A 21,936-nucleotide genomic window follows, 5' to 3' on the forward strand; every position below is an offset into this window, starting at 1 on the left:
ATCTTGTTTGGCTAGATTTAGGTTCGACAGGCACTCACTCAGGGAGGGCAACGATGCCGAAGGAAGCCCGTCCGAGCACCGGAGAGCAGGCCAAGCAGCATGCGTTCGCGCAGCTGCGGCAGGCGATCCTGCACGGCGAGATGGCACCGGCGCAGCGGCTGGTGGAGAACGAACTCGCCGAGCAGTTCGGTGTGACACGGGCCAGCATCCGTGCGGCACTCATCGATCTGGAGGCCCAGGGCCTCGTCGAGCGGATCCGCAACCGCGGCTCGCGGGTGCGGGTGGTGTCCGTCGAGGAGGCGGTCGCCATCACCGAGTGCCGCATGGTCCTGGAGGGGCTGTGCGCGGCGAAGGCGGCCACCCTGGCCAGTGACGAGCAGCTCACCGAGCTGACCGAGCTGGGCACGGCGATGACCAAGGCCGTGGCCGACGGAGAGCCGGTGACCTACTCCGAGCTCAACCAGGAGCTGCACGCCAGGGTCCGGGAGTTCTCCGGCCAGCTCACGGCCGTGGACCTGCTGGAGCGGCTGAACGCCCAACTGGTGCGCCACCGCTTCCAGTTGGCGCTCCGCCCGGGCCGTCCGCAGCACTCCCTGAACGAGCATCTGGCGATGATCGAGGCGATCAGGACCAGGGACCCGCAGGCGGCCGAGACGGCCGTCCGCGCCCACCTCACCAGCGTGATCGAGGCGCTGCGCGACTGACCCACGCGCGCCGGACGCGGGGGAGGCGGGCGCCCACCTGTCCAGCAAGGAGAGAGCAGTAATGACTCAGGCCAACGCGCCCGCCGGCCCGCGCTCCACACTCGTGGTCACCGCGCACGCCGGGGACTTCGTGTGGAGAGCGGGCGGCGCCATCGCCCTGGCCGCCTCCCGCGGCGAGAAGGTCACCGTCGCCTGTCTGACCTTCGGCGAGCGCGGCGAGTCCGCCAAGGCGTGGCGCGAGGGCAGGAAGCTGGAGGAGATCAAGGCGATACGCCGGGACGAGGCCGAGCGCGCCGCGGCCACCCTCGGCGCCGAGGTCCGCTTCTTCGACGCCGGCGACTACCCGCTGGTGGCCACCGCCGAGCTGACCGACCAGCTCGTCGCCGTCTACCGCGACACCCAGCCCGACGTCGTGCTCACCCACCCCGTCGAGGACCCGTACAACGGTGACCACCCGGCCGCCAACCGCATGGCCGTCGAGGCCCGTATCCTCGCGCAGGCCATCGGCTACCCGGGCCAGGGCGACATCATCGGCGCCCCTCCGGTCTTCTACTTCGAGCCGCACCAGCCCGAGATGAGCGGCTTCAGGCCCGAGGTGCTGCTCGACATCACCGAGGTCTGGGACATCAAGCGCAAGGCGATGGAGTGCCTGGGCGCCCAGCAGCACCTGTGGGACTACTACACCGACCTCGCGGTACGCCGGGGCGTGCAGCTCAAGCGCAACGCCGGCCCCAACCTGGGCCTGGCCCACAAGACCCTGGCCGAGGCGTACATGCGCCCCTACCCGCAGATCGCGAAGGAGCTGGCATGAGCGGCGTCATCGTCACCAACCCGCCGAAGGCCGACGCCGACGACGTCCAGGCGCTGGCCGGCTACGGCGTGGCCACGGTCAGCGAGGCGATGGGCCGCACCGGCCTGCTCGGCCCTGGGATCCGCCCGATCCAGCAGGGCGTACGCGTCGCGGGCACGGCGGTCACCGTGCTGAGCTGGCCGGGCGACAACCTCATGATCCACGCGGCCGTGGAGCAGTGCGGCGAGGGCGACTTCCTCGTCGTCACCACCACCTCCCCGTCCACCGACGGCATGTTCGGCGAACTGTTCGCCACCGCGCTGCACAAGCGGGGCGTCAAGGGGCTGATCACCAACGCCGGCCTGCGCGACACCCAGGAGCTGCGCGAGATGGGCTTCGCCGCCTGGACCCGGGCCGTCTCGGCGCAGGGCACCGTCAAGGCCACCGGCGGCTCGGTCAACGTGCCCGTCGCCATCGACGGCCAGGTGATCCGCCCCGGCGACGTGATCCTCGCCGACGACGACGGTGTGGTCGTCGTCCCGCGCGAACGCGCCCGCGAGACGGTCGAGAGGTCCGAGGCCCGCGAGGCCAAGGAGGCCGCCACGCGCGCCGCCTTCCTGGAGGGCCAACTCGGCCTGGACCGCTACAACTTGCGCGAGAAGCTCAAGGAACTCGGCGTCGAGTACCGCACGTACGAGGAGTACGAGGGAGTACGGCCGTGACCGAGGAGCTGCCCTGTCTGCTGATGCGCGGCGGCACCTCCAAGGGCGCCTACTTCCTCGCCGACGACCTGCCCGCCGAACCCGCCCTGCGCGACGCGCTGCTGCTGCGCGTCATGGGCAGCCCCGACGACCGCCAGATCGACGGCCTGGGCGGCGCGCACCCGCTCACCAGCAAGGTGGCCGTGGTCTCGCCCTCCGCCGACCCGCGAGCCGACGTCGACTACCTCTTCCTGCAAGTCGTCGTCGACCGGCCCGAGGTGAGTGACCGTCAGAACTGCGGCAACCTCCTCGCGGGCATAGGGCCGTTCGCCGTCGAACGCGGACTGGTCCCGGTGGAGGGCGAGCGGACCTCCGTCCGCATCCGCATGGTCAACTCCGGCGACTACGCCACCGCGACCTTCCCCACCCCGGGCGGCCGCGTGGACTACACGGGCGACGCCGAGATCTCGGGCGTGCCCGGGACGGCCGCCGCCGTGGTGATCGAGTTCCCGCCGAGCGCGAACCCGCTGCTGCCCACCGGCAACGTCCGCGACGAGATCGCCGGCGTCCCCGTGACCTGCGTGGACAACGGCATGCCGACGGTGCTCATCGCCGCCTCGTCGCTCAAGGTCACCGGCTACGAGTCGCCCAAGGACCTGGAGGAGGACCTGGCGCTCGCCGACCGGCTGCGCGAGATCCGCCTCGAGGCCGGCCGGCTGATGGGCCTCGGCGACGTCTCCGACACCACCGTGCCCAAGCTGACACTGCTCGCCCCGCCGCGCGACGGCGGCGCGGTCAGCACCCGCACCTTCATCCCGATCCGCTGCCACACCTCGATCGGTGTGCTCGGCGCCGCCAGCGTCGCCGCCGGGCTGCGGATCGAGGGCAGCGTGGGCGCGGACCTCGCGCGCATCGACGCCGGCACCGACCGGGTCCGTATCGAACACCCCACGGGATTCCTGGACATCGAGAGCAGCCTCACCTGCCCGGCCGGCGGCCGGCCCTCGGCCCGCCGCACCGCCGTGGTCCGCACCGCCCGCAAGATCTTCGACGGGACCGTGTTCCCGCGATCCGCCGAGACGGCACCGATCCCCCCGCAACCCCAAGGAGGTCAACGATGACTCCGCCGCTCGGCGACATCGCCCACATCGGCCACGCCCAGCTGTTCACGCCCGAACTGGACGCCAGCGTCGCCTTCTTCACCGACTACCTCGGCCTCACCGTCAACGGCCAGGACGGCGACACAGTCTATCTGCGGACCTTCGACGACTACGAGCACCACAGCCTGGTCCTGACCGCCCGCGAACAGCCCGGCCTCGGCCGGCTCGCCCTGCGCACCTCCAGCGAGGAGGCCCTGCACTGCCGTATCAAGGCGGTCGAGGAGGCGGGCGGCAGCGGCAAGTGGGTCGAGGACGAACCGGGCCTGGGCAAGCTGTACCTGACCACCGACCCCGACGGCCACGAGCACGCGCTGTACTGGGAGAGCGAGCACTACCAGGCACCGCCGGAACTGCGCCCGGCGCTGAAGAACCAGCCGCAGGCCAAGCCCAACCGGGGCGTGGGCGTGCGCCGCCTGGACCACATCAACTTCCTCGCCGCCGACGTGCTCGCGAACGCCGAGTTCCAGCAGCAGGTGCTGGGAGCCCGGGCAACCGAGCAGATCCAGCTCGACTCGGGCCGGATCGCCGCGCGTTGGCTGACGTACACGAACAAGTCGTACGACGTCGTCTACACCGAGGACTGGACCGGCTCCGAGGGCCGGCTGCACCACGTCGCCTTCGCCACCGACACCCGCGAGGACGTCCTGCGCGCCGCCGATCTCGCCATCGACAGCGGCGTGTTCATCGAGACGGGCCCGCACAAGCACGCCATCCAGCAGACGTTCTTCCTGTACGTCTACGAGCCGGGCGGCAACCGCATCGAGCTGTGCAACCCGCTCACCCGCCTCGTCCTGGCGCCCGACTGGCCGCTGATCACGTGGACCGAGGAGGAGCGCAAGAAGGGGCAGGCCTGGGGCCTGAAGACCATCGAGTCGTTCCACACGCACGGGACGCCGCCGGTCGCGTAACAGCGCCCGTCGAAGCGCCGTAGGAGCCGCACCGAAGCCGTCGTGTCCAGGGGATCCCTGGATTGTCGATGAGATTGTTGACAAAAACGTTGACTCTTCGGGTGTGGCTCCTTAGCGTCTAGCGCACCCGCACGAGAGGAAGAACAAAGATGTCCCCCCTCGCTCCATCCGCCCGCGGCAGCAGACTGGCCCTCCTGGTCGTCGGCCTGTGCTGGCTGGCCGTGCTCTTCGACGGCCTCGACATGTTCATCTACGGCTCCGTCCTGCCGCGCCTGCTGGAGACGAAGACCTTCGGCCTCACCGCCGACCAGGCCGGCGACCTCGGCAGCTACGCCACCTTCGGCATGCTGGTCGGCGCGCTCACCGCGGGGACGGTCGCGGACCGGATCGGCCGCAAGAAGCTGATGATCGGCTGCGTGACGCTGTTCTCGCTGGCCTCCGGGATCTGCGCGATCTCCGGCAGCGTCGCCGCCTTCGGTCTCGGCCGGACCCTGGCGGGCGTCGGGCTCGGGGGGCTGCTGCCCACCGCGATCAGCATGGTCTCCGACTACGCCCCGCGCGGCCGCGGCGCCATCGTCATCGGCCTGCTGATGACCGCGCACCACGCGGGCGGCATCCTCTCCGCGTACGTGGCCAAGTGGCTGGTCGACCCGGCCGGCTGGCGCGCCGCCTTCTGGGTCTGCGTCGTCCCGCTCGTCTTCACCCCGGTGCTGGTCAAGTTCCTGCCGGAGTCGCTGAGCTTCCTCGTCGCCAAGGACCGTGACGACGAGGCGCGCGCCCTGGCCGACCGCTTCGAGGTCGAACTGCCCGCCGCCACCGGCAGGAAGACCGCCGCCGACCGCTGGGACGCCCTGGTCGGCCTCTTCCGGGGCGGCGAGTGGATCCAGACCCTGCTGTACTGGCTCGCCTCCTTCGGCGGCCTCCTCCTGGTCTACGGCGTCGCCACCTGGCTGCCCACCCTGATGCGCACCCAGGGCTACGAGCTCGCCAACGCCCTGACCTTCGTCGTCGTCTTCAACCTCGGCGGCATCGTGGGCATGCTGGTCGCCGGCCGGGCGGCCGACAGGTTCGGCGCCCCGCGCATCTCCGCGATCTGGTTCGCGCTGACCGCCGCGGGCGTCGCCCTGCTCAGCGTCCACATGCCGACGGGCGTCACCACGCTGGTCGTCTTCCTCACCGGCGTCTTCCTCAACAGCGCCCAGACGATGATCTACGCGACGGTCTCCATCCGCTCCACGCCCGACAACCGCGCCACCCGCCGTCGGCTGGACCTCCGGCATGGGCCGCTTCGGTGCCGTCTTCGGCCCCTGGCTCGGCGGCCAGCTCCTCGCCGCGGGCCACGGCGGCTGGGGCTTCACCGCCTTCGCCCTCGCCGGCGTCTCGTCCATGATCTTCATCGGCGTCGCGGCCCTGCGCACGGCGAAGTCCGGTGCACCGGCGGGCCGGGACCAGGAGCTGGTCACCGCCCACTGACCGGTGCTCTGACCCGGTCACCGGGTATGCGCCCCTGCCCGGTCAGGGGGGACGGGGACGGACGCCGGCCACCGCAGCGGATGCGGGGGCCGGCGTCCGGCGTCACGCTCGGAGTATGAACGAGCGGTGGCACATCCGCCGTGCGGGCCCCGAGCAGGCTCCGCACCGGGTGCTGATGATCCCGGGCGGGCTGTGCTCGACCGAGTTCTACGCCGACGTGATGGCCGAACCGGCCCTGGCGGGACAGGGGTTGGTCGCGGCCACCATGCCCGGCTTCGGCGGCACCACGGCGTGGGCCGGCAGCCGGGCGTGGTGCTCCATGCTCACGTCCTCGGGCACGAGGACCATCCCACGTGGCCGGGTCGTCGGCGGCCATGTCCGCGGCCGGCGCCTCGGCGAGGTGCGCGGGCAGTTCACGTTTCATGGCCCTGGGCAGCAGCTTCCACATGAGGGTCCAGCCCGCGCTGCCGAGGCCGGGCACCCGGCCCAGAGCGTTCATCACCGCCAGGAACGTCGCCTCGTCGGCGCGGGAGAAGATCGGTGACAGCAGCACGGGCGGTCCGCGGCGACCACGACGAGATCGGGCTGACGGACGGCGAACAGCGGGGCCTTCAGGCCTGCCCGCACGTCCGCATGGTCACGGTGCGCGACGCCGGGCACGCCGTGCTGGTCGAGCGGCCCGCACCGGTCGCCGACGTCGTGGTGGACGCGGTCGCGGCGACGGGCTGGGGGAAAACCCCCAGGTGAGGACGGAGGGCAGCCGCGTTCCGGGCGCCGGTCCGCGCGGCTAGCTTCGGTGGTACGAGTGCGGCCACCACCTCGGTGGCCTGAGCGCAGCCACCAGGAGCAGCCATGATCGAAGCGCGCGGTCTGACCAAACGCTACGGACCGACCCTCGCCGTCGACGGGCTCGGCTTCGACGTCCGGCCGGGCGCCGTCACCGGCTTCCTCGGCCCCAACGGGTCCGGCAAATCCACCACCATGCGCCTGATCATGGGCCTGGACCGCCCCGACCGGGGCACCGTCCGCATCGACGGCCGGGCCTACCACGAGCTGCGCCGGCCGCTGCGCGAGGTCGGCGCACTGCTGGAGGCCCGCACCCACCACCCCGGCCGCAGTGCGGCGGCGCACCTGGCGGCGCTCGCGGCCTCGAACGGCATCCCCCGTGCCCGGGTGGGCGCCGTCCTGGACACCGTCGGTCTCACCGGCGTCGCGCGCAAGCGGGCCGGCGGCTTCTCGCTCGGCATGGCGCAACGGCTCGGCATCGCCGCCGCGTTGCTCGGCGATCCGGCCGTGCTGCTCTTCGACGAGCCGGTCAACGGGCTCGACCCGGAGGGCGTGCGCTGGATCCGCACCCTGATGAAGTCCCTCGCCGCCGAGGGGCGCACCGTCCTGCTCTCCAGCCACCTCATCAGCGAAATGGCGCTCACCGCCGACCACTTGATCGTGATCGGGCAGGGACGCCTGCTCGCCGACACCTCCGTCGCCGAACTGACCGCGGGCGGCCGGTCGTTGGAGGAGGCGTTCTTCGCGATCACCGGGTCCAGCGCCGACTACCGGGGCGTCGCCCCCGCCGAGAACAGGAGGCAGCCGTGAGCGCCGTGGAGACGAGCCTTCCGGCCGGCCACCACCGGTTCGGGCATGCCGCACACATGGAGTGGATCAAGCTGAGCAGCCTGCGCTCAACGCTCTGGGCACTGCTCGCCACCGTGGCCGGGATGATCGCCATCGGGGTCGTCACGATGGCCAACACCAAGGTGCCCGGCCCGGACCACGCGGACACCTTCGACCCGGTGAACAACGTGCTGGCCGGCATCGCCCTCGGCCAGATGATCGTCGGCGTGCTCGGCGTGCTCGTGATCACCGGCGAGTACTCCTCCGGCGCGATCCGGTCCGCCTTCGCCGCGGTCCCGAACCGGCCGCTGCTGCTCGCCGCCAAGGGCGCGGTCCTCGGCGCCGTCACGCTGGCCGTCGGCGAGGTCGTCACCTTCGCCACCTTCCTGGCCGGGCGGCTCGCCCTGACCGACGGGGTGCCCCGGCCCGGGCTCGGCGATCCGGGGGTGCTGCGCGCGCTGCTGCTGTCGGGCGCCTACCTCGCCCTGGTCGGGCTGATCGGTCTCGCCTTCGGAGCGATCGTGCGGCACACGGCCCTGGCCATCGGGCTGCTGGTCGGCGTGCTCTACGTCGTGCCCGCGGTGCTGGCCGGGCTGACCGGGGTCACCGTCGCCAAGTTCTTCCCGACCATGATCGCGGCGAATTCACTGGCCGTGAGCAAGCCGGTCGCCGGGTGCCTGTCTCCGTGGTGCGGGTTCGGGGTGTTGTGTTTCTACGTGGCGGTCGTGCTCGGTATCGGCGGGCGACTGCTTGTGCGGCGCGACGTGTAACCCTGGCCGCTGGTCGGCTGCGGGTGCGTCGTGGCTGGTCGCGCAGTTCCCCGCGCCCCTGGAGGGTGGTGCGGAACCGCAGCGCGCAGAGTGACGGGACACTGGGATCATGCAGGAGACACAAACGGGGGCGGTTCGACTGCGGGCCGTGCTGCGTGCTCCGTTCACAGCCCGGGCCGGGAGCGAGGCCGCGTACTGTCTGGCCGGCCTTCCCCTCGCGCTCGTCGGGTTCGTTCTCGTCCTCGTGCTGCTCGCGCTCGGCGCCGCCTTCACCGTGTCCCTCGTGGGGGCCGTGCTCGGACTGCTGCTCGTCGTCACCGCGACCGGGCTCGCCCGTGCCTTCGCCGCCGTGCATCGCGCGCTGGCCGCGCGGCTGCTGGGGGAACGGGTGCCGGCACCCGCGCAGCTCAGGCCCGAGGGCAAGGCGTTCGCGCGGCTCGACGCACGGCTGCGGGACGCCGCGGGCTGGCGCTCGGTGGCGTACGTGCTGGTCAAGCTGCCCGTCGCCGCCGTTCAGTACTACGCCCTGAGCTGGTGGATCACCGGCCTGCTCAACCTGTCCGCGCCGCTGCGCTGGGCCGCCTTCGGCCAGCGCCCGCACCCCGGCGGGGAGGGCATGGCGACCATCACCCCGATCCCGGTCGGCGGCGGCGCCCCGCACAGCACCGGCTTCGCGGGAACCCTCGTGGCCGCAGCGGTCGGCGCCGCCACGCTGCTCGCGGCGCCGTGGCTCACCCAAGGCATCGTCGCCGTGGACCGCTGGCTGATCCGCGCGCTGCTGGGTCCCGGTGAACTCGCCCAGCGCGTACGGAACTTGGAGGAGACCCGGGCTCTCGCCGTCGACGACTCCGCGGCCCTGCTGCGCCGCCTGGAACGGGACCTGCACGACGGCGCGCAGGTACGGCTCGTCGCGCTGGCCATGAGCCTCGACATGGCGCGGGAGCGGCTGGGCGCCGGGGGCGAACCCGTCGCCGACCCCGAACGGCTGCGCCGGCTGATCGAGACCGCCCACACCAACGCCACCGAAGCCCTCACCGAACTGCGCGACCTGGCCCGCGGTCTCCACCCGCCCGTACTGGACGACGGTCTGCCCGACGCCCTCGCGAGCCTGGCGGCGCGCAGCACCGTACCCGTGGAGCTGGCCGTGGACGTCCCCGAGCGGCCCACCCCGGCGATCGAGACCATCGCCTATTTCTGCGCCGCCGAACTGCTCACCAACGTCATCAAGCACAGCGGCGCCGGCCGGGCGGTCCTCCGCGTCACCCTGGAGGACGGCCTGCTGCGGCTACGGATGACGGACGACGGCCACGGCGGCGCGACGCTCGGCGCGGGCAGCGGTCTGACGGGACTCGTGCAGCGGGCGCGCACGGTCGACGGCACCCTGGACATCAGCAGCCCCGCGGGCGGCCCGACGTCCGTGACGATCTCGCTGCCGCTGCACGCATGACCGACGACCAGGAGGCCGACAGCCGTGAGAGCATTCCCGCCATGCGCGTCGTGATCGCCGAAGATGCCGCGGTGCTACGGGAGTTGCTGGCCCTGATGCTCACCGACCGCGGCCTTGAGGTGTGCGCGGCCGTCGGTGACGCCGACGCGCTCAGGGCGGCCGTGGCCGAGCACCGGCCGGACGTCGCGGTCGTCGACATCCGGATGCCGCCCACCCACACCGACGAGGGCCTGCGCGCGGCCATCGCCGTCCGGCAGGAGTTCCCCGGCACCGGGGTGCTGCTGTTCTCCCAGTACATCGAGACGAAGTACGCGACGAGACTGCTGGCCGCGGGGTCGGCCGGGGTGGGCTATCTGCTCAAGGACCGGGTCGCGAACGTCGCCGAGTTCACCGACGCCCTGCACCGCGTGGCGGGCGGCGGCACCGCCCTCGACCCCGAGGTCGTCACCCAGCTCGCCGGCGCCGCCCGCGGCGCCGAGGCCCTGGAATCGCTGACGGCCCGCGAGCGCGAGGTGCTGGCGCTGATGGCGGAGGGCCGGTCCAACGCCGCGATCGCGCAGGCGCTGACGGTGTCGGCCGGCACGGTGGAGAAGCATGTGGCCGCCGTCTTCGGCAAGTTGGGCCTCCCGGCGTCGGAGGACGCGAACCGGCGGGTGCTGGCGGTGCTGCGGTACCTCGGGGCGCTCGGCACCTGAGGTCCTGCCCGGACGCCCGGCGCGGGTGCCCGGGGTGCGTGCTTCAGCCCCCGGTCCGCACCCCGTCCAGCGCGATGGCCAGCACGCGGTCCCGCTGGGTGTCGTCGGCGAACACCGTCCCGGTGATGCCCGCGACCATGCGGATCAGGTCGCCGAAGTCCATGTCCTCGCGGGCCACGCCCGCCTCCTGCGCGCGCGTGAACAGCGGCCCGCCGGCGGCGTACATCGACTCGCGGCAGGCGTCGAAGATCTCGGACTCCTCGTCCAGCGCCTCGCGCACCGCCCGCTTGGTCACCATGTAGTCCGCGAACCGGGCGAGCCAGGAGGTCAGCGCCTCCCACGGCTCCCGGCCGGCGACCTCCTCGGCGACCCGGACGAGTTCGTTGACCTCCTCCGCGTACACGCTCTCGAACAGCTCGCGGCGGGAGGGGAAGTTCCGGTACAGGGTGCCGATGCCGACGCCCGCGCGCCGCGCGATGTCCTCCAGGGACGCCTCGGCGCCGTGCTCGGCGAACGCCTCGCGCGCGGCGGCCAGCAACGCGTCGTAGTTGCGCGCGGCGTCCTTGCGGTGCGGGCGCCGGGACGCCACGAGCTCTCGGACGGGGTACGGCTGGGCCGACACTGCTGCCTCCCGGGCGGGACGAGGTTGAACCGGAGGGATACCTCCGCTACAGTGGAGGCGTACCTCCACTTTACCAGTGCGAGTTGCGATCGCCGTGGCTGCGTGCGGCCGCACGCAGCACACCCCCTCACCTTTCCGCGACCGCTCACCGCGGCCGTCGGCGTGCCCCAGGGCGCCCAGCAGGCGCCGCGGGCCCGTACGACCGCGCCCGAGGACCTCGGCCGCACCCCGTTCGTTCGGAGAGGCACTTCCATGCCCCGCAAGTCCACCCGTCTCACCTTCGCCGTCCTTGCGACCGGCGCCGGTGTGTTCGCCATGCTGCAGTCGCTGATAGCGCCGGCCCTGCCGACGGTCCAGCACGCGCTGCACACCTCACAGTCCACCGCGACCTGGGTGATGACGGCCTACCTGCTGTCCGCCTCCGTCTTCACCCCGATCCTCGGCCGGGTCGGCGACCTGATCGGCAAGAAGCGCACGCTCGTCGCCGTCCTGTTCGTCGTGCTGCTCGGCTGCCTGCTCGCCGCGCTCGCCCCGAGCATCGGCGTACTGATCGTCGCCCGCGTCGTCCAGGGCGTCGGCGGCGCGCTCTTCCCGCTCTCCTTCGGCATCATCCGCGACGAGTTCGACGCCTCGCAGGTCAGCGGCAACATCAGCAACCTGTCCGCCGTGATCGCCGCGGGCGGCGGCGTCGGCATCGTCGCCGCCGGGCCCATCGTGTCCGCGCTCGACTACCGCTGGCTGTTCTGGATCCCCGTCGCCGTCGTCGCGGCCACCGTCGTCATCGCGATGCGCTACGTCCCCGAGTCGCCCAGCAGGGCCGAGGGCAACGTCAGCTGGCTGGGCGCGGGCCTGCTGTCGGCCTGGCTCGTGGCGCTGCTGCTGCCGCTGAGCCAGGCGGGCACCTGGGGCTGGGGTTCGGTCAAGGTGGTCGGGCTGTTCGCCGCGGCGGTCGTCCTGTTCACCGCCTGGCTGCTGACCGAGGCCCGCTCCCGCTCCCCGCTGATCGACCTGCGCGTCATGCGGCTGCCCGCCGTGTGGACCACCAACACCGTGGCCCTGCTGTTCGGCGCGGGCATGTACGCGCTGTGGTCCTTCCTGCCCGGCTTCGTGCAGACGCCCGGTGCCGCGGGATACGGCTTCGGCGCAAGCGTCACGGCCTCCGGCCTGCTGATGCTGCCCATGCTGGTGACCATGTTCTGCTCCGGCATCCTCAGCGGCCGCCTGGAGCCGGTCGTGGGTGCCAAGACCCTGCTGACCGCAGGCGCCGCGCTTGGTGCCGTCGCCCTCGGGATGCTCGCCCTCTGGCACCACCAGCAGTGGCAAGTCGCCCTCGTCTCCGGGGTGTTCGGCCTCGGCATCGGACTGGCCTTCGCCTCGATGGCCAACCTGATCGTGGGCAGCGTCCCGGCCTCCCAGACCGGCGCCGCGACCGGCATGAACGCCAACATCCGCACCATCGGCGGCTCCATCGGCGCGGCCGTGACCAGCGTCCTGGTCACCGGCCACCTCCAGCCCTCGGGCCTGCCGTACGCCTCCGGCTACACCCATGGCTTCACCCTGCTGGCGATCCTCTGCCTGGGCGCGGCCCTCGCGGCCCTGCTCGTCCCGGTGGCCCGCGCCGGCCGCCTTACCCCCGCGGCGAGCTCCACGGACACCCCGGCCCCCGCGGAGCCGCAGGCCGCCGTGCCCGCCGCGCGCGGCTGACGTACGGCGTCGGCCCGGCCCCGCAGCCGGGCGCCGGGCCGACGCGGACACCGCTGCCCGTACGGTAAGGTCGACCTGCGCGTTCACGCGGTTCACCGCGCGAGACGCACCGGGACGTGGCGCAGCTTGGTAGCGCACTTGACTGGGGGTCAAGGGGTCGCAGGTTCAAATCCTGTCGTCCCGACTTCGCGAAGTCGGATCGCAAGGGGCTGTTTCGGAGGACATCCGAGACGGCCCCTTGAGCGTTCCCGGGGGTCGGTGGGACACCGGGCAACTGTTCACGAAGCCGACCGTACGCCGGACCTGACAGCCTCCCGACGCCCGCGGCGGATCTTCCCGGAAGAGGAGCGCGACGAGTGACGTCCCGACAGCAACCTGACGACCGCCGTGCGGAACGCAGCCCCGCCGCACCGGCACCGTGCCGCGTCGTGGTCTGCCGGGACTGCTGCTGCGGCAGCCCGAAAGTGAGTGGGGTCGACCACGAAGGGCAGACGGCGCGTCTGACCGACCAGGTCCCCGTACGCATCTCGGCCTGCCTCGACGTGTGCGAACACGCCAACGTGATCGTCGTCCAGCCCTCCGCCGCAGCACGCGCCACCGGCGCCCGTCCTGTCTGGCTCGGCCTGGTCAACGACCCGGACGCCACCGACGACATCGCCGCGTGGGTGGAGGCAGGGGGCCCCGGCGTCGCGCCCTGCCCCGACATCCTCGACCTGTACGTCTTCACACCGCCCCGGAGGGCGCGATGAGCCGGTGCCCCATCCGTTCGGCGGGCGACGGGTGACCCGTACGGTCAGCGGCTGACCAGCAGACCCCGGCTGCGCAGCACCCACCGCTCCAGCGGGCTGAAGATCAGCAGGTCGATGGCGATGCCGACGAGCAGGATCAGGAAGATGGCCAGGAACACCTGGGACATGCTGCTGTTGGTGCGCCCGTTCTCCAGCAACTGGCCGAGTCCCACGCCCAGATCGGGCGAGGAGGCGATGATCTCGGCGGCCATCAGGGACCGCCAGGCGAACGCCCAGCCCTGCTTCAGCCCGGCCAGATAACCGGGCAGCGCACCTGGCATGACGATGTGCCAGGCTCCGCGCAGCCCGGTCGCGCCGAGCGTGCGTCCGGCCCGCAGATACAGCGGGGGGATCTGGTCGATGCCGGCGACGAGGCCGTTGGCGATGGAGGGGACCGCGCCCAGCAAAATCACCGCGTACATCATCGAGTCGTCCAGGCCCAGCCAGATCACGGCGGGCGGCACCCAGGCCACCGACGGCAGCGACTGCAGGCCGGACAGGACGGGCCCGATGGCGGCCCGGACGAACGGCACCCGGGCGACCAGCAGACCGAGCGGCGTGCCGATGACGAGGGCCAGCAGGAAGCCGAGCAGGCCGCGCGAGACGCTGGTCCAGATGTAGTCGAGCAGCGTGCCCTGGAGCCAGGCCGTGCGCAGTTCGCCCCACACCTCGGCCGGCGAGGCCAGTTTGTAGTCGGGCACGGTCCCGCTCCACACCAGCGACTGCCAGACCACCAGCACCAGGGCGACGGCGGTGAGGGGCGGCAGGACCTTGCGGACCAGGGTCTCGCGCAGCGGAGTCCGGCCGGTCTGCACCGAGTCCAGGGCGTCGAGCCCGGCCTCCAGTCCCGCCAGTCCGCTCACGGGCCGGGGCTCCCCGGCCGCGGGCGCGTCGTCCTTGGTGACGTCGACGCCGGTGTCAGTGCTGGCCATGGCGGCGGATCTCCCCACGCAGTTCTTCGGTGATCTCGACGGACAGTTCGGCGACCGCGGCGTCCTCGATACGGCGCGGCTGCGGAATGCCGACCGTCCACTCCCGGGCGATGCGGCCCGGGCGGGAGGAGAGCAGGACGACCCGCTGGGCCAGCCGTACGGCCTCGCGCACGTTGTGCGTCACGAACAGGACGGAGAGGCCGGTCTCGGCCCAGATGCGGGTCAGTTCGTCGTGCAGGACGTCCCGGGTGATGGCGTCCAGCGCCGCGAACGGCTCGTCCATCAGCAGCAGCCGGCTGTCCTGGGCCAGGGCACGGGCGAGCGCGACACGCTGGCGCATACCGCCCGACAGCTCGTGCACGCGCTTGCCGTACGCGCCCTGCAGCCGGACCAGTTCGAGCAGCTCCTCGGCCCTGCCGCGCCGCTCCGGCTTCGCGACTCCGCGCAGTTTCAGCGCGAGTTCGATGTTCTTGCCCGCGGTCAGCCACGGGAACAGGGCGTGCTCCTGGAACATCAGGGCCGGGCGCCCGTCGGTGCCGATGGTGCCGGCCGACGGCAGGTCCAGCCCCGCCACCAGGTTGAGCAGGGTGGACTTGCCGCAGCCGGAAGCTCCCAGGAGGGTGACGAACTCGCCCGGTGCGACATCGAGCGTGATGTCGTCCAGCACGAGCTGCTGCCCGCCGGGCGTGCCCGGGGCGGGGAAGGACTTCGAGACATGCTCGATGCGGGCGGCGTGCGTCACCGCCGTGGTGGTGTCCTCGACCGCCTTGCCGATCGCGGTGGCCATGGTCGTCATCTCCTGGGAACTCGTCCTGTGCGGTGGGTCGTTACCGGGCGCCGAGACCGGCGTCGTCGACCGTGGCCTTGCCCGCGGCCTTGAGGACCTTGTTCAGCGGCGCGAGGTCGTAGATGCCCTTGAGGTCGGGCTTGTCCAGCAGCCCGGCCTTCACCGCGTGCTTCGCCTCGGTGTCGAGGGTCGAGGCCAGCGGGTCGTCGGTGAACTGGATCGACTTCCAGGCCAGGTCGATGACCTCGGCGGGCAGCGCCTTGCCCGACAGCTTCTGCAGCGCCGTGTTGGCGGACGCCTTCGCCTTGTCGGGGTTGGCGTTGATCCACTGGTTGGTCTTCACCGAGCCGCGCAGCACGGCCTCGACGACGTCCGGGTGCTCCTTGAGGAACTTCTGCGACACGATGATGTTCGTGATCACGAACTTCTTGTCCGGCCACAGCGTCGACTCGTCGAGGAGCACCTTGCCGCCCTCGGCGACCAGCTTCGACGCGGTCGGCTCCGGCACCCAGGCCCCGTCGATGGAGCCGGACTTGTAGGCGTCCGGGGTGATCTTGTTGTCCGAGCGGACGACGGAGACGTCACCCTTGCCGCTCTGCGGGTCGACCTTCCAGCCCTTCTCCGCGATCCAGTTGAGGAACGCGACGTCCTGCGTGTTGCCGAGCTGCGGCGTGGCGATCTTCTTGCCCTTGACGTCGTCCAGGGACTTGATCTTCTTCGGGTTGACGACGAGCTTCACCCCGCCCGAGGCCGAACCGCCGATGATCTTCAGGCTCTTGCCGTTCGACTTGGTGTAGCCGTTGATGGCGGGGGAGGGGCCGATCCAGCCGATGTCGATGGAACCGGCGTTGAGCGCCTCGATCTCGGAGGGCCCCGCGTTGAAGGTCGACGGCTTGATCTTGGTGCCGCCCAACTCCTTCTGGAACAGGCCTTCCTGGACGCCCACCAGCGCGGTGGCGTGCGTGAGGTTGGGGAAGTAGCCGATCTTCACCTCGTCGGCGGAGAGCTTCTTGGCCCCTGCCGCGACCGCGTTCTGCTTGCTGTCGTCGTCGGTGGACTTCGAGCCGTAGCCGCAGGCGGTGAGCAGAAGGGGAAGCGCTGTGATGACAGCGAGGGTGCGCAGGGTCTTGAGCGGTCTTACGGCAGACACGGAGGTGTCCTCTCAGGGAACGGGCGGATCGGGGAGATGCCGATGGCGCGAGGCGCGGTGCCGCGGCGCCAGGCGTGGAACTACGGCGCGAGGCGTGAAGCCGAAGAGCGCGCAGGGGCGCTTCGCCCGCCGGGCCCGCGGAGACAGGAGTGCGTCGCGGGTTCGGCGGCGGAGACGCATGGCGCGGGGCCGGCCGAAGAACGTTCTGCGGACGGCCTTCAGACGGGCCGACAGATGGCGCTGGACGTGCGGCCGAAGTCGATGTGGCGACGCGAGGTCAACAGGGGAAGCGGCCGCCGCGCGCGCTTGAGCGTTCTCATGGCCCCCCGATCCCTAGTATTCCTACCTGGCTGGTAGGGATCGTGGCAGAAAGTTGCGCCTACCCCAAGGGCGTGTTCATATGATGGACGCCTCTATCTCGGATATTGGGATAGCGGCAGGGCTCGGGCTGTTCTCCCAGGTCAGGAGGGCAGGACGAACGGAGGGTGGGCGCCGTTGAGGACGTAGTCCCCGACATCGCGGAGCCGGTGGGTGACGGGCGCGTGCAGGGTGTGGGCCCGGGCGTTGCGCCAGAAGCCGTCGAAACCCAGCCGTGCGGAGGTGGAGCGGGCGCCGACGATGTCGAGGGCGCGGGCGGTGGACTCCTGAGCGGCACGGGAGGCGGCGGCTTCGGCCATGGCCACCAGGGCGGCCGTCTCGGCGTACTCGTCGTAGGTCACGTCCTCGCCATGTGCCAGCAGGTCCTGCACCCCCTCCATCGCCTGATCGGCGAGGGCGGAGGCGGAACGGGTGAGGACGGTGAGTTCTCCGTAGGCGGTCAGCACCTGTGGGTCGTGGGAGGTGCCGACCGGCCAGGTGGGGTGCTGCCACGGCGTGTGTCCCGTCCGGATGTACTCACGGACCTCGGCGAGCACACCCTCGGCCATGCCGAGACAGAGCTGCACGGAGACGAGGCGCCCGACCGGCGATGCCAGGGCGGACCGCGGCGACAGGATGTCCTCGTCCGCGGACAGGGAGCCGAGCACGTCGTCGGCCTTGACCGGTACGTCGTCGAACTCCACGCTGCCGCCGGCCGCGAGGCGCTGGCCGAAGGCGTCGGTGTCGTCGTCGATCCGCACGCCGCGATGGGCGGTGTCCACCAGGACGGCGAAGGGTTCGCCCGTGTCCTCGCGCACGGCGCACACGGCGAGACGGTCGGCGACCAGGGCCCCGGTGGTGTAGCTCTGCCGGCCGTTGAGCACCAGGCCGCGGGAGGTCCGGGCCAGCGGCAGCGGCGGTTCCTGGCGGGCGAAGGCGCCGCCCCAGCACCACTCCCCGGCCGTGGACCGCTCCTCGATCCGCGCGGCGAGGGCGGGTTCGGCCAGGAGCCGGGCGCTGTACGACAAGAAGTAGTGACAGCCGAGGAGTTGACCGATCGCGCCGTCGGCCGCGGCGATCTCCCGGACGACGGCGTAGACCGTGGTCAGGTCGGCGCCGCCGCCTCCCGACCCGGCCGGCGTCAGAAGCGTCAGCAGCCCCGCCTCGCGCAGCCGGGACACCTCGTCGAACGGGGCCTTGCCCGCCTGCTCCCTGGCCACCGTGTCCGTGGCGAGGTCGTCCGCCACCTCCCGCGCCACGCGCAGCCAGTGCGCGTGGCCCGGCCCGGGGCGGTCGGACGGCGAGGTGGGGCGGAACGGCGGCGAGGCCAGGCCCATGGAAGTGCTCTCCTCAGTCTCGGCGGCAGGGCGCGGCGTCGGCGCCCTGCCGCTGGTCGGGCACGTACTTGTAGCCCAGGCGCCGTACGGTGACGATCCGGTGCCGGTTGGCCGCGCCCAGCTTGCGGCGCAGGCGGGCGATGTGGACGTCGACGGTGCGGCCGTCGCCGATGTGGTCGTAGCCCCAGACGGCGGTCACCAGCTGGTCGCGCGTCTGCACGTGGTGGGGGTGCTGAACGAGCTGCGCCAGCAGCCCGAACTCCAGGTAGGTGAGCTCGAGTTCGCGTCCGTCCACCTCGGCGACATGGCGCGCGGGATCGATGCGTACGACTCCGTCGTCCTCCGCCGGGCGGGCAGGTGCCGGGGCCTGGGCCGGGGCCGTGGTGACGACCGGCCGGATCTCGGGCCGCGGCCGGTCCTTGGCGAACAGCTCGGCGGGATCCGTGCCCTCGGGGACGAGGACGAGATAGCCGACGAGCGGGGCGGAAGTCCGGCTCTGTGCGTCGCCGAGCACGGCGTCGCCCACCAGGCGGAGATGGCGGGCGTCGGGCAGTGGCTGGTCGTGCGGGGCGGCCTGGGCCGGAAGCGCTGTGGTCATGGGGGTTGTCCCTCGGAAGTGTGTCGAGCCATCGGGCGCGGTGGGTGAGTCGCCTGATCGCCTGGAAAGGGGGCGGAGGGGCACCGGCGAAGGGGTGGGCCGGGTGCCTTACGCGTGACAGCAGGCGGCGCTGACGACGTGACCGAAGTCGACATGCCGACGACGAACGAGTCGTTGCTGCGTACGGGACATGTCCATCATGCTGCGCATCCGCCTCGAACGCCGTCAAGCTTTCCCTAGTAATTCGATAGGGAAAGTAGGGAAAGTCTCACACTCTGAGAAAAGGACGGGCGTCGACTGCTCGCCCGGGGTGTCTTCTCGCCCCGCCCGACGGCTAATTGGTGAGGTCCGCGACCAGTTGGTCCACCCCGGGGAGCGCGAGCATCTGCCGCTGGAATCCGCGTGCGCGCTGCCGGAAGCCGGGGTCGTCGAGGACGCGACGACAGGCGTCCGCGAGGGCCGTGCCGGCGTCCTCGGGCCGCACCGTGAGGCCGAGCCCGAGCTCGGCCAGCCGGTCCGCGTTGACGGGCTGGTCGGCGAAGAGCGGGACCGCGACCATCGGCACGCCGGCGGCCAGGGATTCGCGGATGCCGTTGGCCCCGGCGTGCGTGACGAACAGATCGCAGGCGGGCAGCAGCAGCCGCTGCTGGACGAAGGAGGTGAGATGCGCGTTGGCGGGCCCGCGGCCCGGTCCACCCGGCAGGGTCCAGGTGGGAGCCGAGAGCGACCACGCCCTGGCAGGGGACCTCCCCGAGCGCCGCGACGACGTTCTCCAGGACGGAGTCGTCGGCCTGCATGTGGCCGGTGTTCGACCCCAGCGTCGCCAGCACCAGCGGACGATCCGAGGGCAGCGCGGCGATCGCCGGGTCGAGGGGAGCCTGGTCCGGGGCGGGGGCCAGCCGGTAGTGGCCTTCGGCGGAGGACTGCGATGCGGCGGGAGACCACTCCACGGGCATCGCCCCGAACCACCGGTGGCGGGCGAGGTCGGCCACGTCCGTGATCGGCGGCAGGCCCAGTGCGGCCCGGGACCCGTTCAGCCGGCCGAGCATCCCCGGGTGGCGGGTGGGCACCAGCGGCACATGGTCGAGTACGGCCTGCGGGACGCCGAGCCGTTCGCCCGCCAGGTAGCCGCCGAACTCGGTGCACTCCCGGATGATCAGGTCCGGCGGCCATCCGTCGAGCGCCTCGAGGAGATCCTCGGCGGCGCGCACGGCTACGCGCCCGCGAAGAGCCGGCCGAACGCCTCACCGGGATCGATCGGCGCCGCGTCGGCGATCGGTGCTCCGTTCGCGTCCAGCCCGATGCTCCTCGCCAGCTCCGGATCCTGCCCGAACTGGTGTGGGGCGAGCGCGCGTTGGAGCGGCAGATGCCGTACGCCGTGCCGGTCGAGCTCTTCGGCCATCGCGGCACCCGTCGCGACCGCCACCTCGTGACCGGCCTGCGCGAGAGCCTGCGCCAAGGGCATCACCAGGGGCACCAGATGAGACATGACCGGCATGCTGGTCAGCACGATGCGCACGCAACTCTCCCCGTTCCGGCTCAGCGACAGTCACGTCGGCTGCCGCGACGGCCAGTGTGCACCGCCGGTCAGCCCATCCGCAGAACATCAAGTGCCGCCAGCGCCACATGCAGTTCGGTGCGCTGCTCGCCCGATTCCAGGTCGCGGTCCAGCAGCCGTTCGACGGTGCGCAGTCGCTGGTAGACCGTCTCGCGGGAGAGGTTGCCGTGGCGGGCCGTGGTGGTCTTGTTGCCGGCCGCGTCGAGGTAGTGGCGCAGGGTCGTCAGGAGGTCCGTGCCGTGGCGGGCGTCGTGGTCGACCAGACGGCCGAGGAGGCGCTCGGCGTACTCCTGGATGCGGACGTCCTCGCGCAGCGCGAACAGCAGACGGCGCAGGCCGATGTCGGACAGCTCGTGGAAGGGACGGCCCTCGGGCGGCGACGCGCCGGGCGGCACGGCCTCCGCCACCCGCCCGGCCTCGCGGAAGGAGCGGGCGGCGTCGGAGAGGTCCGTGACCTCGGAGCCGACGCTCACCACCGCCTCCGGATCGAGGGCGAGGACGGCGCGGCTCAGCCGCTCGACCGCCGGGCGCCAGGACCCCGCGGCGGCGCGCAGGGCGAGCAGGACGCCGAGCCGGCCGGGCGCCAGGACGCCGACGAGCGCCGGCACGCCGGCCGCCCGCAGGTCCTCGGCCAGCCGGCTCTCCGCCTCCGCGTCGCCGGCCTCCGTACGCAAGTCCACCCGTACGGCGACGAAGGCGCAGTCCGCGACGGGCAGGCCCAGCGCGGCGAACCGGGCGGGCGCGTCCGCGGGGGAGCGGTGGCGCTGTTCGGCCAGGTCGCGCAGGGCGTCCCGGTGGGCGGTGCGCTCCCAGGGCGTGGCGTGGATGAGGCGGGCGATGGTCAGGGCCATCGCCGTCCGCTCCAGGACGGTGACGTCCTCCGGTCCGAAGGCGGAGGACCCGACGGCGGAAGATCCGGAGGCCGAGGACCCGACGGCGGCGGAACCCGCGCGGGCCGGGAGCATGACCGCGCGGCCCCGGCGCTCGCCCTGGTACTCCACGGGCGCCACGAGCCAGCCCTCGGGACCGCGCACCTCGGTGCGCTCGCGGGGCGGTACGGCCCTGGAGCGCCGTTCCCAGCCGGTGAGCGCCTCCTCCACCGTGCAGCCGGAGGGCTCGCAGATCAGCGCCTGGTGCACCAGGTTCTCCAGGACGACCGTCCGGCCGCTCATCTCCGCCGCCGCACGCACCACCTCCTCGGGCCCCGCACCGCGCAGCGTCAGCGCGGTGAACGCCTCGTGGATCCGCTGGGTGCGGCGCATCGCGTCCGCCTGGTTGCCAAGGAGCAGCGCGTGCACGACCTGGGTCACGTCCAGGAAGTTGACGTCCGCGGCGAGCGTGACCAGGGGCAGGCCGCGGGCCCGGCAGGCGTCCACGAGCGCGGGCGGCGGGCGGTGGTAGCGCCGTACGAGCTCGATGACCAGGGCCGCCGCCCCGACGTCGGCGAGCTCGTCGACGTACCGGCGCACGCCTGCCGGCTCCTCGGGCAGGGGCATGCCGGTGGTCAGGACGAGTTCGCCGCCCTTGAGGAAGGACGCCGGGTCCGTCAGCTCGGTGATGTGCACCCAGCGCACCGGCCGGTCCAGGTGGGCCACCCCGGTGACGACCTGCGGCTGCCCGGCGGCGAGCACCGGCAGGGCCAGGGCGTCGGCGACGGTGAGCGGACGCCTCGCCAAGCCGGAGGTCGTGTCGGTGGTCGGGTCGGTGGTCTCGCGCAGGGAGGGCTCGTTCTCGCGCATAGGGCCTACCTGCCCGCCCGGACACTGTGACAAGCGGCGCTGACCTGCACATGGGGGGCCGGACCCCCGTCCCGGCGTCCTGGATCGGCAGGCCGGTCCGCG

General features: G+C 72.2%; 22 protein-coding genes, 1 tRNA gene and 1 pseudogene. 15 read left to right on the top strand and 9 right to left on the bottom strand.

What is annotated here, in order from left to right; translation table 11 throughout:
- The first annotated feature begins 53 nt into the window (after positions 1 to 53).
- The 12 genes and pseudogenes from ACGFYN_RS25720 (at position 54) to ACGFYN_RS25775 (ending at position 10,262) form a co-directional block, all read left to right on the top strand.
- Positions 54 to 704 carry a GntR family transcriptional regulator gene (locus ACGFYN_RS25720; protein WP_393868211.1) on the top strand — a complete coding sequence of 217 codons (651 nt, stop codon included), beginning with the start codon at positions 54 to 56 and terminating at the stop codon, positions 702 to 704.
- A gap of 61 nt (positions 705 to 765) precedes the next feature.
- Positions 766 to 1,515 (top strand): PIG-L deacetylase family protein, encoded by a 750-nt coding sequence (locus tag ACGFYN_RS25725; RefSeq protein WP_393868212.1) that lies wholly within the window; start codon positions 766 to 768, stop codon positions 1,513 to 1,515.
- Positions 1,512 to 2,216 carry a 4-carboxy-4-hydroxy-2-oxoadipate aldolase/oxaloacetate decarboxylase gene (locus ACGFYN_RS25730; RefSeq protein ID WP_393868213.1) on the top strand — a complete coding sequence of 235 codons (705 nt, stop codon included), beginning with the start codon at positions 1,512 to 1,514 and terminating at the stop codon, positions 2,214 to 2,216. Before ACGFYN_RS25725 ends, ACGFYN_RS25730 begins: the two co-directional genes overlap by 4 nt.
- Entirely contained in the window at positions 2,213 to 3,316 is a 1,104-nt protein-coding gene (locus tag ACGFYN_RS25735; protein WP_393868214.1) for a 4-oxalomesaconate tautomerase, read from the top strand. The genes ACGFYN_RS25730 and ACGFYN_RS25735 overlap by 4 nt, the downstream gene beginning before the upstream one ends.
- Positions 3,313 to 4,263 (top strand): catechol 2,3-dioxygenase, encoded by a 951-nt coding sequence (locus ACGFYN_RS25740; RefSeq protein ID WP_393868215.1) that lies wholly within the window; start codon positions 3,313 to 3,315, stop codon positions 4,261 to 4,263. Before ACGFYN_RS25735 ends, ACGFYN_RS25740 begins: the two co-directional genes overlap by 4 nt.
- 149 nt (positions 4,264 to 4,412) lie before the next feature.
- Positions 4,413 to 5,736 (top strand): annotated as a pseudogene (locus ACGFYN_RS25745) (MFS transporter).
- Between the two features lie 115 nt (positions 5,737 to 5,851).
- Positions 5,852 to 6,280, top strand: a complete 429-nt coding sequence (locus ACGFYN_RS25750; protein ID WP_393868216.1) for a hypothetical protein — start codon at positions 5,852 to 5,854, stop codon at positions 6,278 to 6,280.
- Complete coding sequence (locus ACGFYN_RS25755; protein ID WP_393868217.1) at positions 6,277 to 6,483, top strand: hypothetical protein; 207 nt, start codon at positions 6,277 to 6,279, stop codon at positions 6,481 to 6,483. Before ACGFYN_RS25750 ends, ACGFYN_RS25755 begins: the two co-directional genes overlap by 4 nt.
- A gap of 105 nt (positions 6,484 to 6,588) precedes the next feature.
- A complete protein-coding gene (locus ACGFYN_RS25760; RefSeq protein WP_393868218.1) occupies positions 6,589 to 7,332 on the top strand; it encodes an ABC transporter ATP-binding protein in 744 nt (247 codons plus the stop codon).
- Positions 7,329 to 8,120: an ABC transporter permease gene (locus tag ACGFYN_RS25765; RefSeq protein ID WP_393868219.1), complete on the top strand. Its 792-nt coding sequence runs from the start codon at positions 7,329 to 7,331 to the stop codon at positions 8,118 to 8,120. The genes ACGFYN_RS25760 and ACGFYN_RS25765 overlap by 4 nt, the downstream gene beginning before the upstream one ends.
- A gap of 109 nt (positions 8,121 to 8,229) precedes the next feature.
- Positions 8,230 to 9,567, top strand: coding sequence for a sensor histidine kinase (locus tag ACGFYN_RS25770; protein WP_393868220.1), 1,338 nt, complete (start codon positions 8,230 to 8,232; stop codon positions 9,565 to 9,567).
- 41 nt (positions 9,568 to 9,608) lie between these two features.
- The gene (locus ACGFYN_RS25775; RefSeq protein WP_393868434.1) at positions 9,609 to 10,262 is read left to right on the top strand and encodes a LuxR C-terminal-related transcriptional regulator; all 654 of its coding nucleotides are present in this window, start codon (positions 9,609 to 9,611) and stop codon (positions 10,260 to 10,262) included.
- 43 nt (positions 10,263 to 10,305) lie between these two features.
- On the opposite strand, the gene ACGFYN_RS25780 is transcribed toward ACGFYN_RS25775, so the two are convergent.
- Positions 10,306 to 10,884, bottom strand: coding sequence for a TetR/AcrR family transcriptional regulator (locus ACGFYN_RS25780; RefSeq protein WP_393868221.1), 579 nt, complete (start codon positions 10,882 to 10,884; stop codon positions 10,306 to 10,308).
- A 252-nt stretch (positions 10,885 to 11,136) separates the two neighbouring features.
- On the opposite strand from ACGFYN_RS25780, the gene ACGFYN_RS25785 reads away from it, so the two are divergent.
- From ACGFYN_RS25785 to ACGFYN_RS25795, 3 genes are all read left to right on the top strand, one after another.
- Positions 11,137 to 12,588, top strand: coding sequence for an MFS transporter (locus ACGFYN_RS25785; RefSeq protein WP_393868435.1), 1,452 nt, complete (start codon positions 11,137 to 11,139; stop codon positions 12,586 to 12,588).
- Positions 12,589 to 12,698: 110 nt separating this feature from the next.
- Positions 12,699 to 12,772, top strand: a tRNA-Pro gene (locus tag ACGFYN_RS25790).
- A gap of 172 nt (positions 12,773 to 12,944) precedes the next feature.
- The gene (locus tag ACGFYN_RS25795) at positions 12,945 to 13,337 is read left to right on the top strand and encodes a (2Fe-2S) ferredoxin domain-containing protein (protein ID WP_393868222.1); all 393 of its coding nucleotides are present in this window, start codon (positions 12,945 to 12,947) and stop codon (positions 13,335 to 13,337) included.
- 44 nt (positions 13,338 to 13,381) lie between these two features.
- Here the strand turns inward: ACGFYN_RS25795 and ACGFYN_RS25800 are convergent, their stop codons facing one another.
- The 8 genes from ACGFYN_RS25800 to ACGFYN_RS25835 form a co-directional block, all read right to left on the bottom strand.
- On the bottom strand, positions 13,382 to 14,308 hold the full coding sequence (locus tag ACGFYN_RS25800; protein ID WP_393868223.1) for an ABC transporter permease: 927 nt from the start codon (positions 14,306 to 14,308) through the stop codon (positions 13,382 to 13,384).
- Positions 14,295 to 15,095: an ABC transporter ATP-binding protein gene (locus tag ACGFYN_RS25805; protein WP_393868224.1), complete on the bottom strand. Its 801-nt coding sequence runs from the start codon at positions 15,093 to 15,095 to the stop codon at positions 14,295 to 14,297. The genes ACGFYN_RS25800 and ACGFYN_RS25805 overlap by 14 nt, the downstream gene beginning before the upstream one ends.
- A gap of 40 nt (positions 15,096 to 15,135) precedes the next feature.
- Complete coding sequence (locus ACGFYN_RS25810; protein WP_393868225.1) at positions 15,136 to 16,245, bottom strand: aliphatic sulfonate ABC transporter substrate-binding protein; 1,110 nt, start codon at positions 16,243 to 16,245, stop codon at positions 15,136 to 15,138.
- Between the two features lie 461 nt (positions 16,246 to 16,706).
- A complete protein-coding gene (locus ACGFYN_RS25815) occupies positions 16,707 to 17,939 on the bottom strand; it encodes an acyl-CoA dehydrogenase family protein (RefSeq protein ID WP_393868226.1) in 1,233 nt (410 codons plus the stop codon).
- A 13-nt stretch (positions 17,940 to 17,952) separates the two neighbouring features.
- Positions 17,953 to 18,537, bottom strand: coding sequence for a winged helix-turn-helix domain-containing protein (locus ACGFYN_RS25820; protein ID WP_393868227.1), 585 nt, complete (start codon positions 18,535 to 18,537; stop codon positions 17,953 to 17,955).
- Between the two features lie 334 nt (positions 18,538 to 18,871).
- Positions 18,872 to 19,378: a glycosyltransferase gene (locus tag ACGFYN_RS25825; RefSeq protein ID WP_393868436.1), complete on the bottom strand. Its 507-nt coding sequence runs from the start codon at positions 19,376 to 19,378 to the stop codon at positions 18,872 to 18,874.
- Positions 19,379 to 19,750: 372 nt separating this feature from the next.
- Positions 19,751 to 20,056 carry a hypothetical protein gene (locus ACGFYN_RS25830; protein WP_393868228.1) on the bottom strand — a complete coding sequence of 102 codons (306 nt, stop codon included), beginning with the start codon at positions 20,054 to 20,056 and terminating at the stop codon, positions 19,751 to 19,753.
- Between the two features lie 68 nt (positions 20,057 to 20,124).
- Positions 20,125 to 21,834, bottom strand: a complete 1,710-nt coding sequence (locus tag ACGFYN_RS25835) for a PucR family transcriptional regulator (protein WP_393868229.1) — start codon at positions 21,832 to 21,834, stop codon at positions 20,125 to 20,127.
- Between the last annotated feature and the right edge of the window lie 102 nt (positions 21,835 to 21,936).

Source organism: Streptomyces sp. NPDC048419, from assembly GCF_043200415.1.
GTDB lineage: Bacteria > Actinomycetota > Actinomycetes > Streptomycetales > Streptomycetaceae > Streptomyces.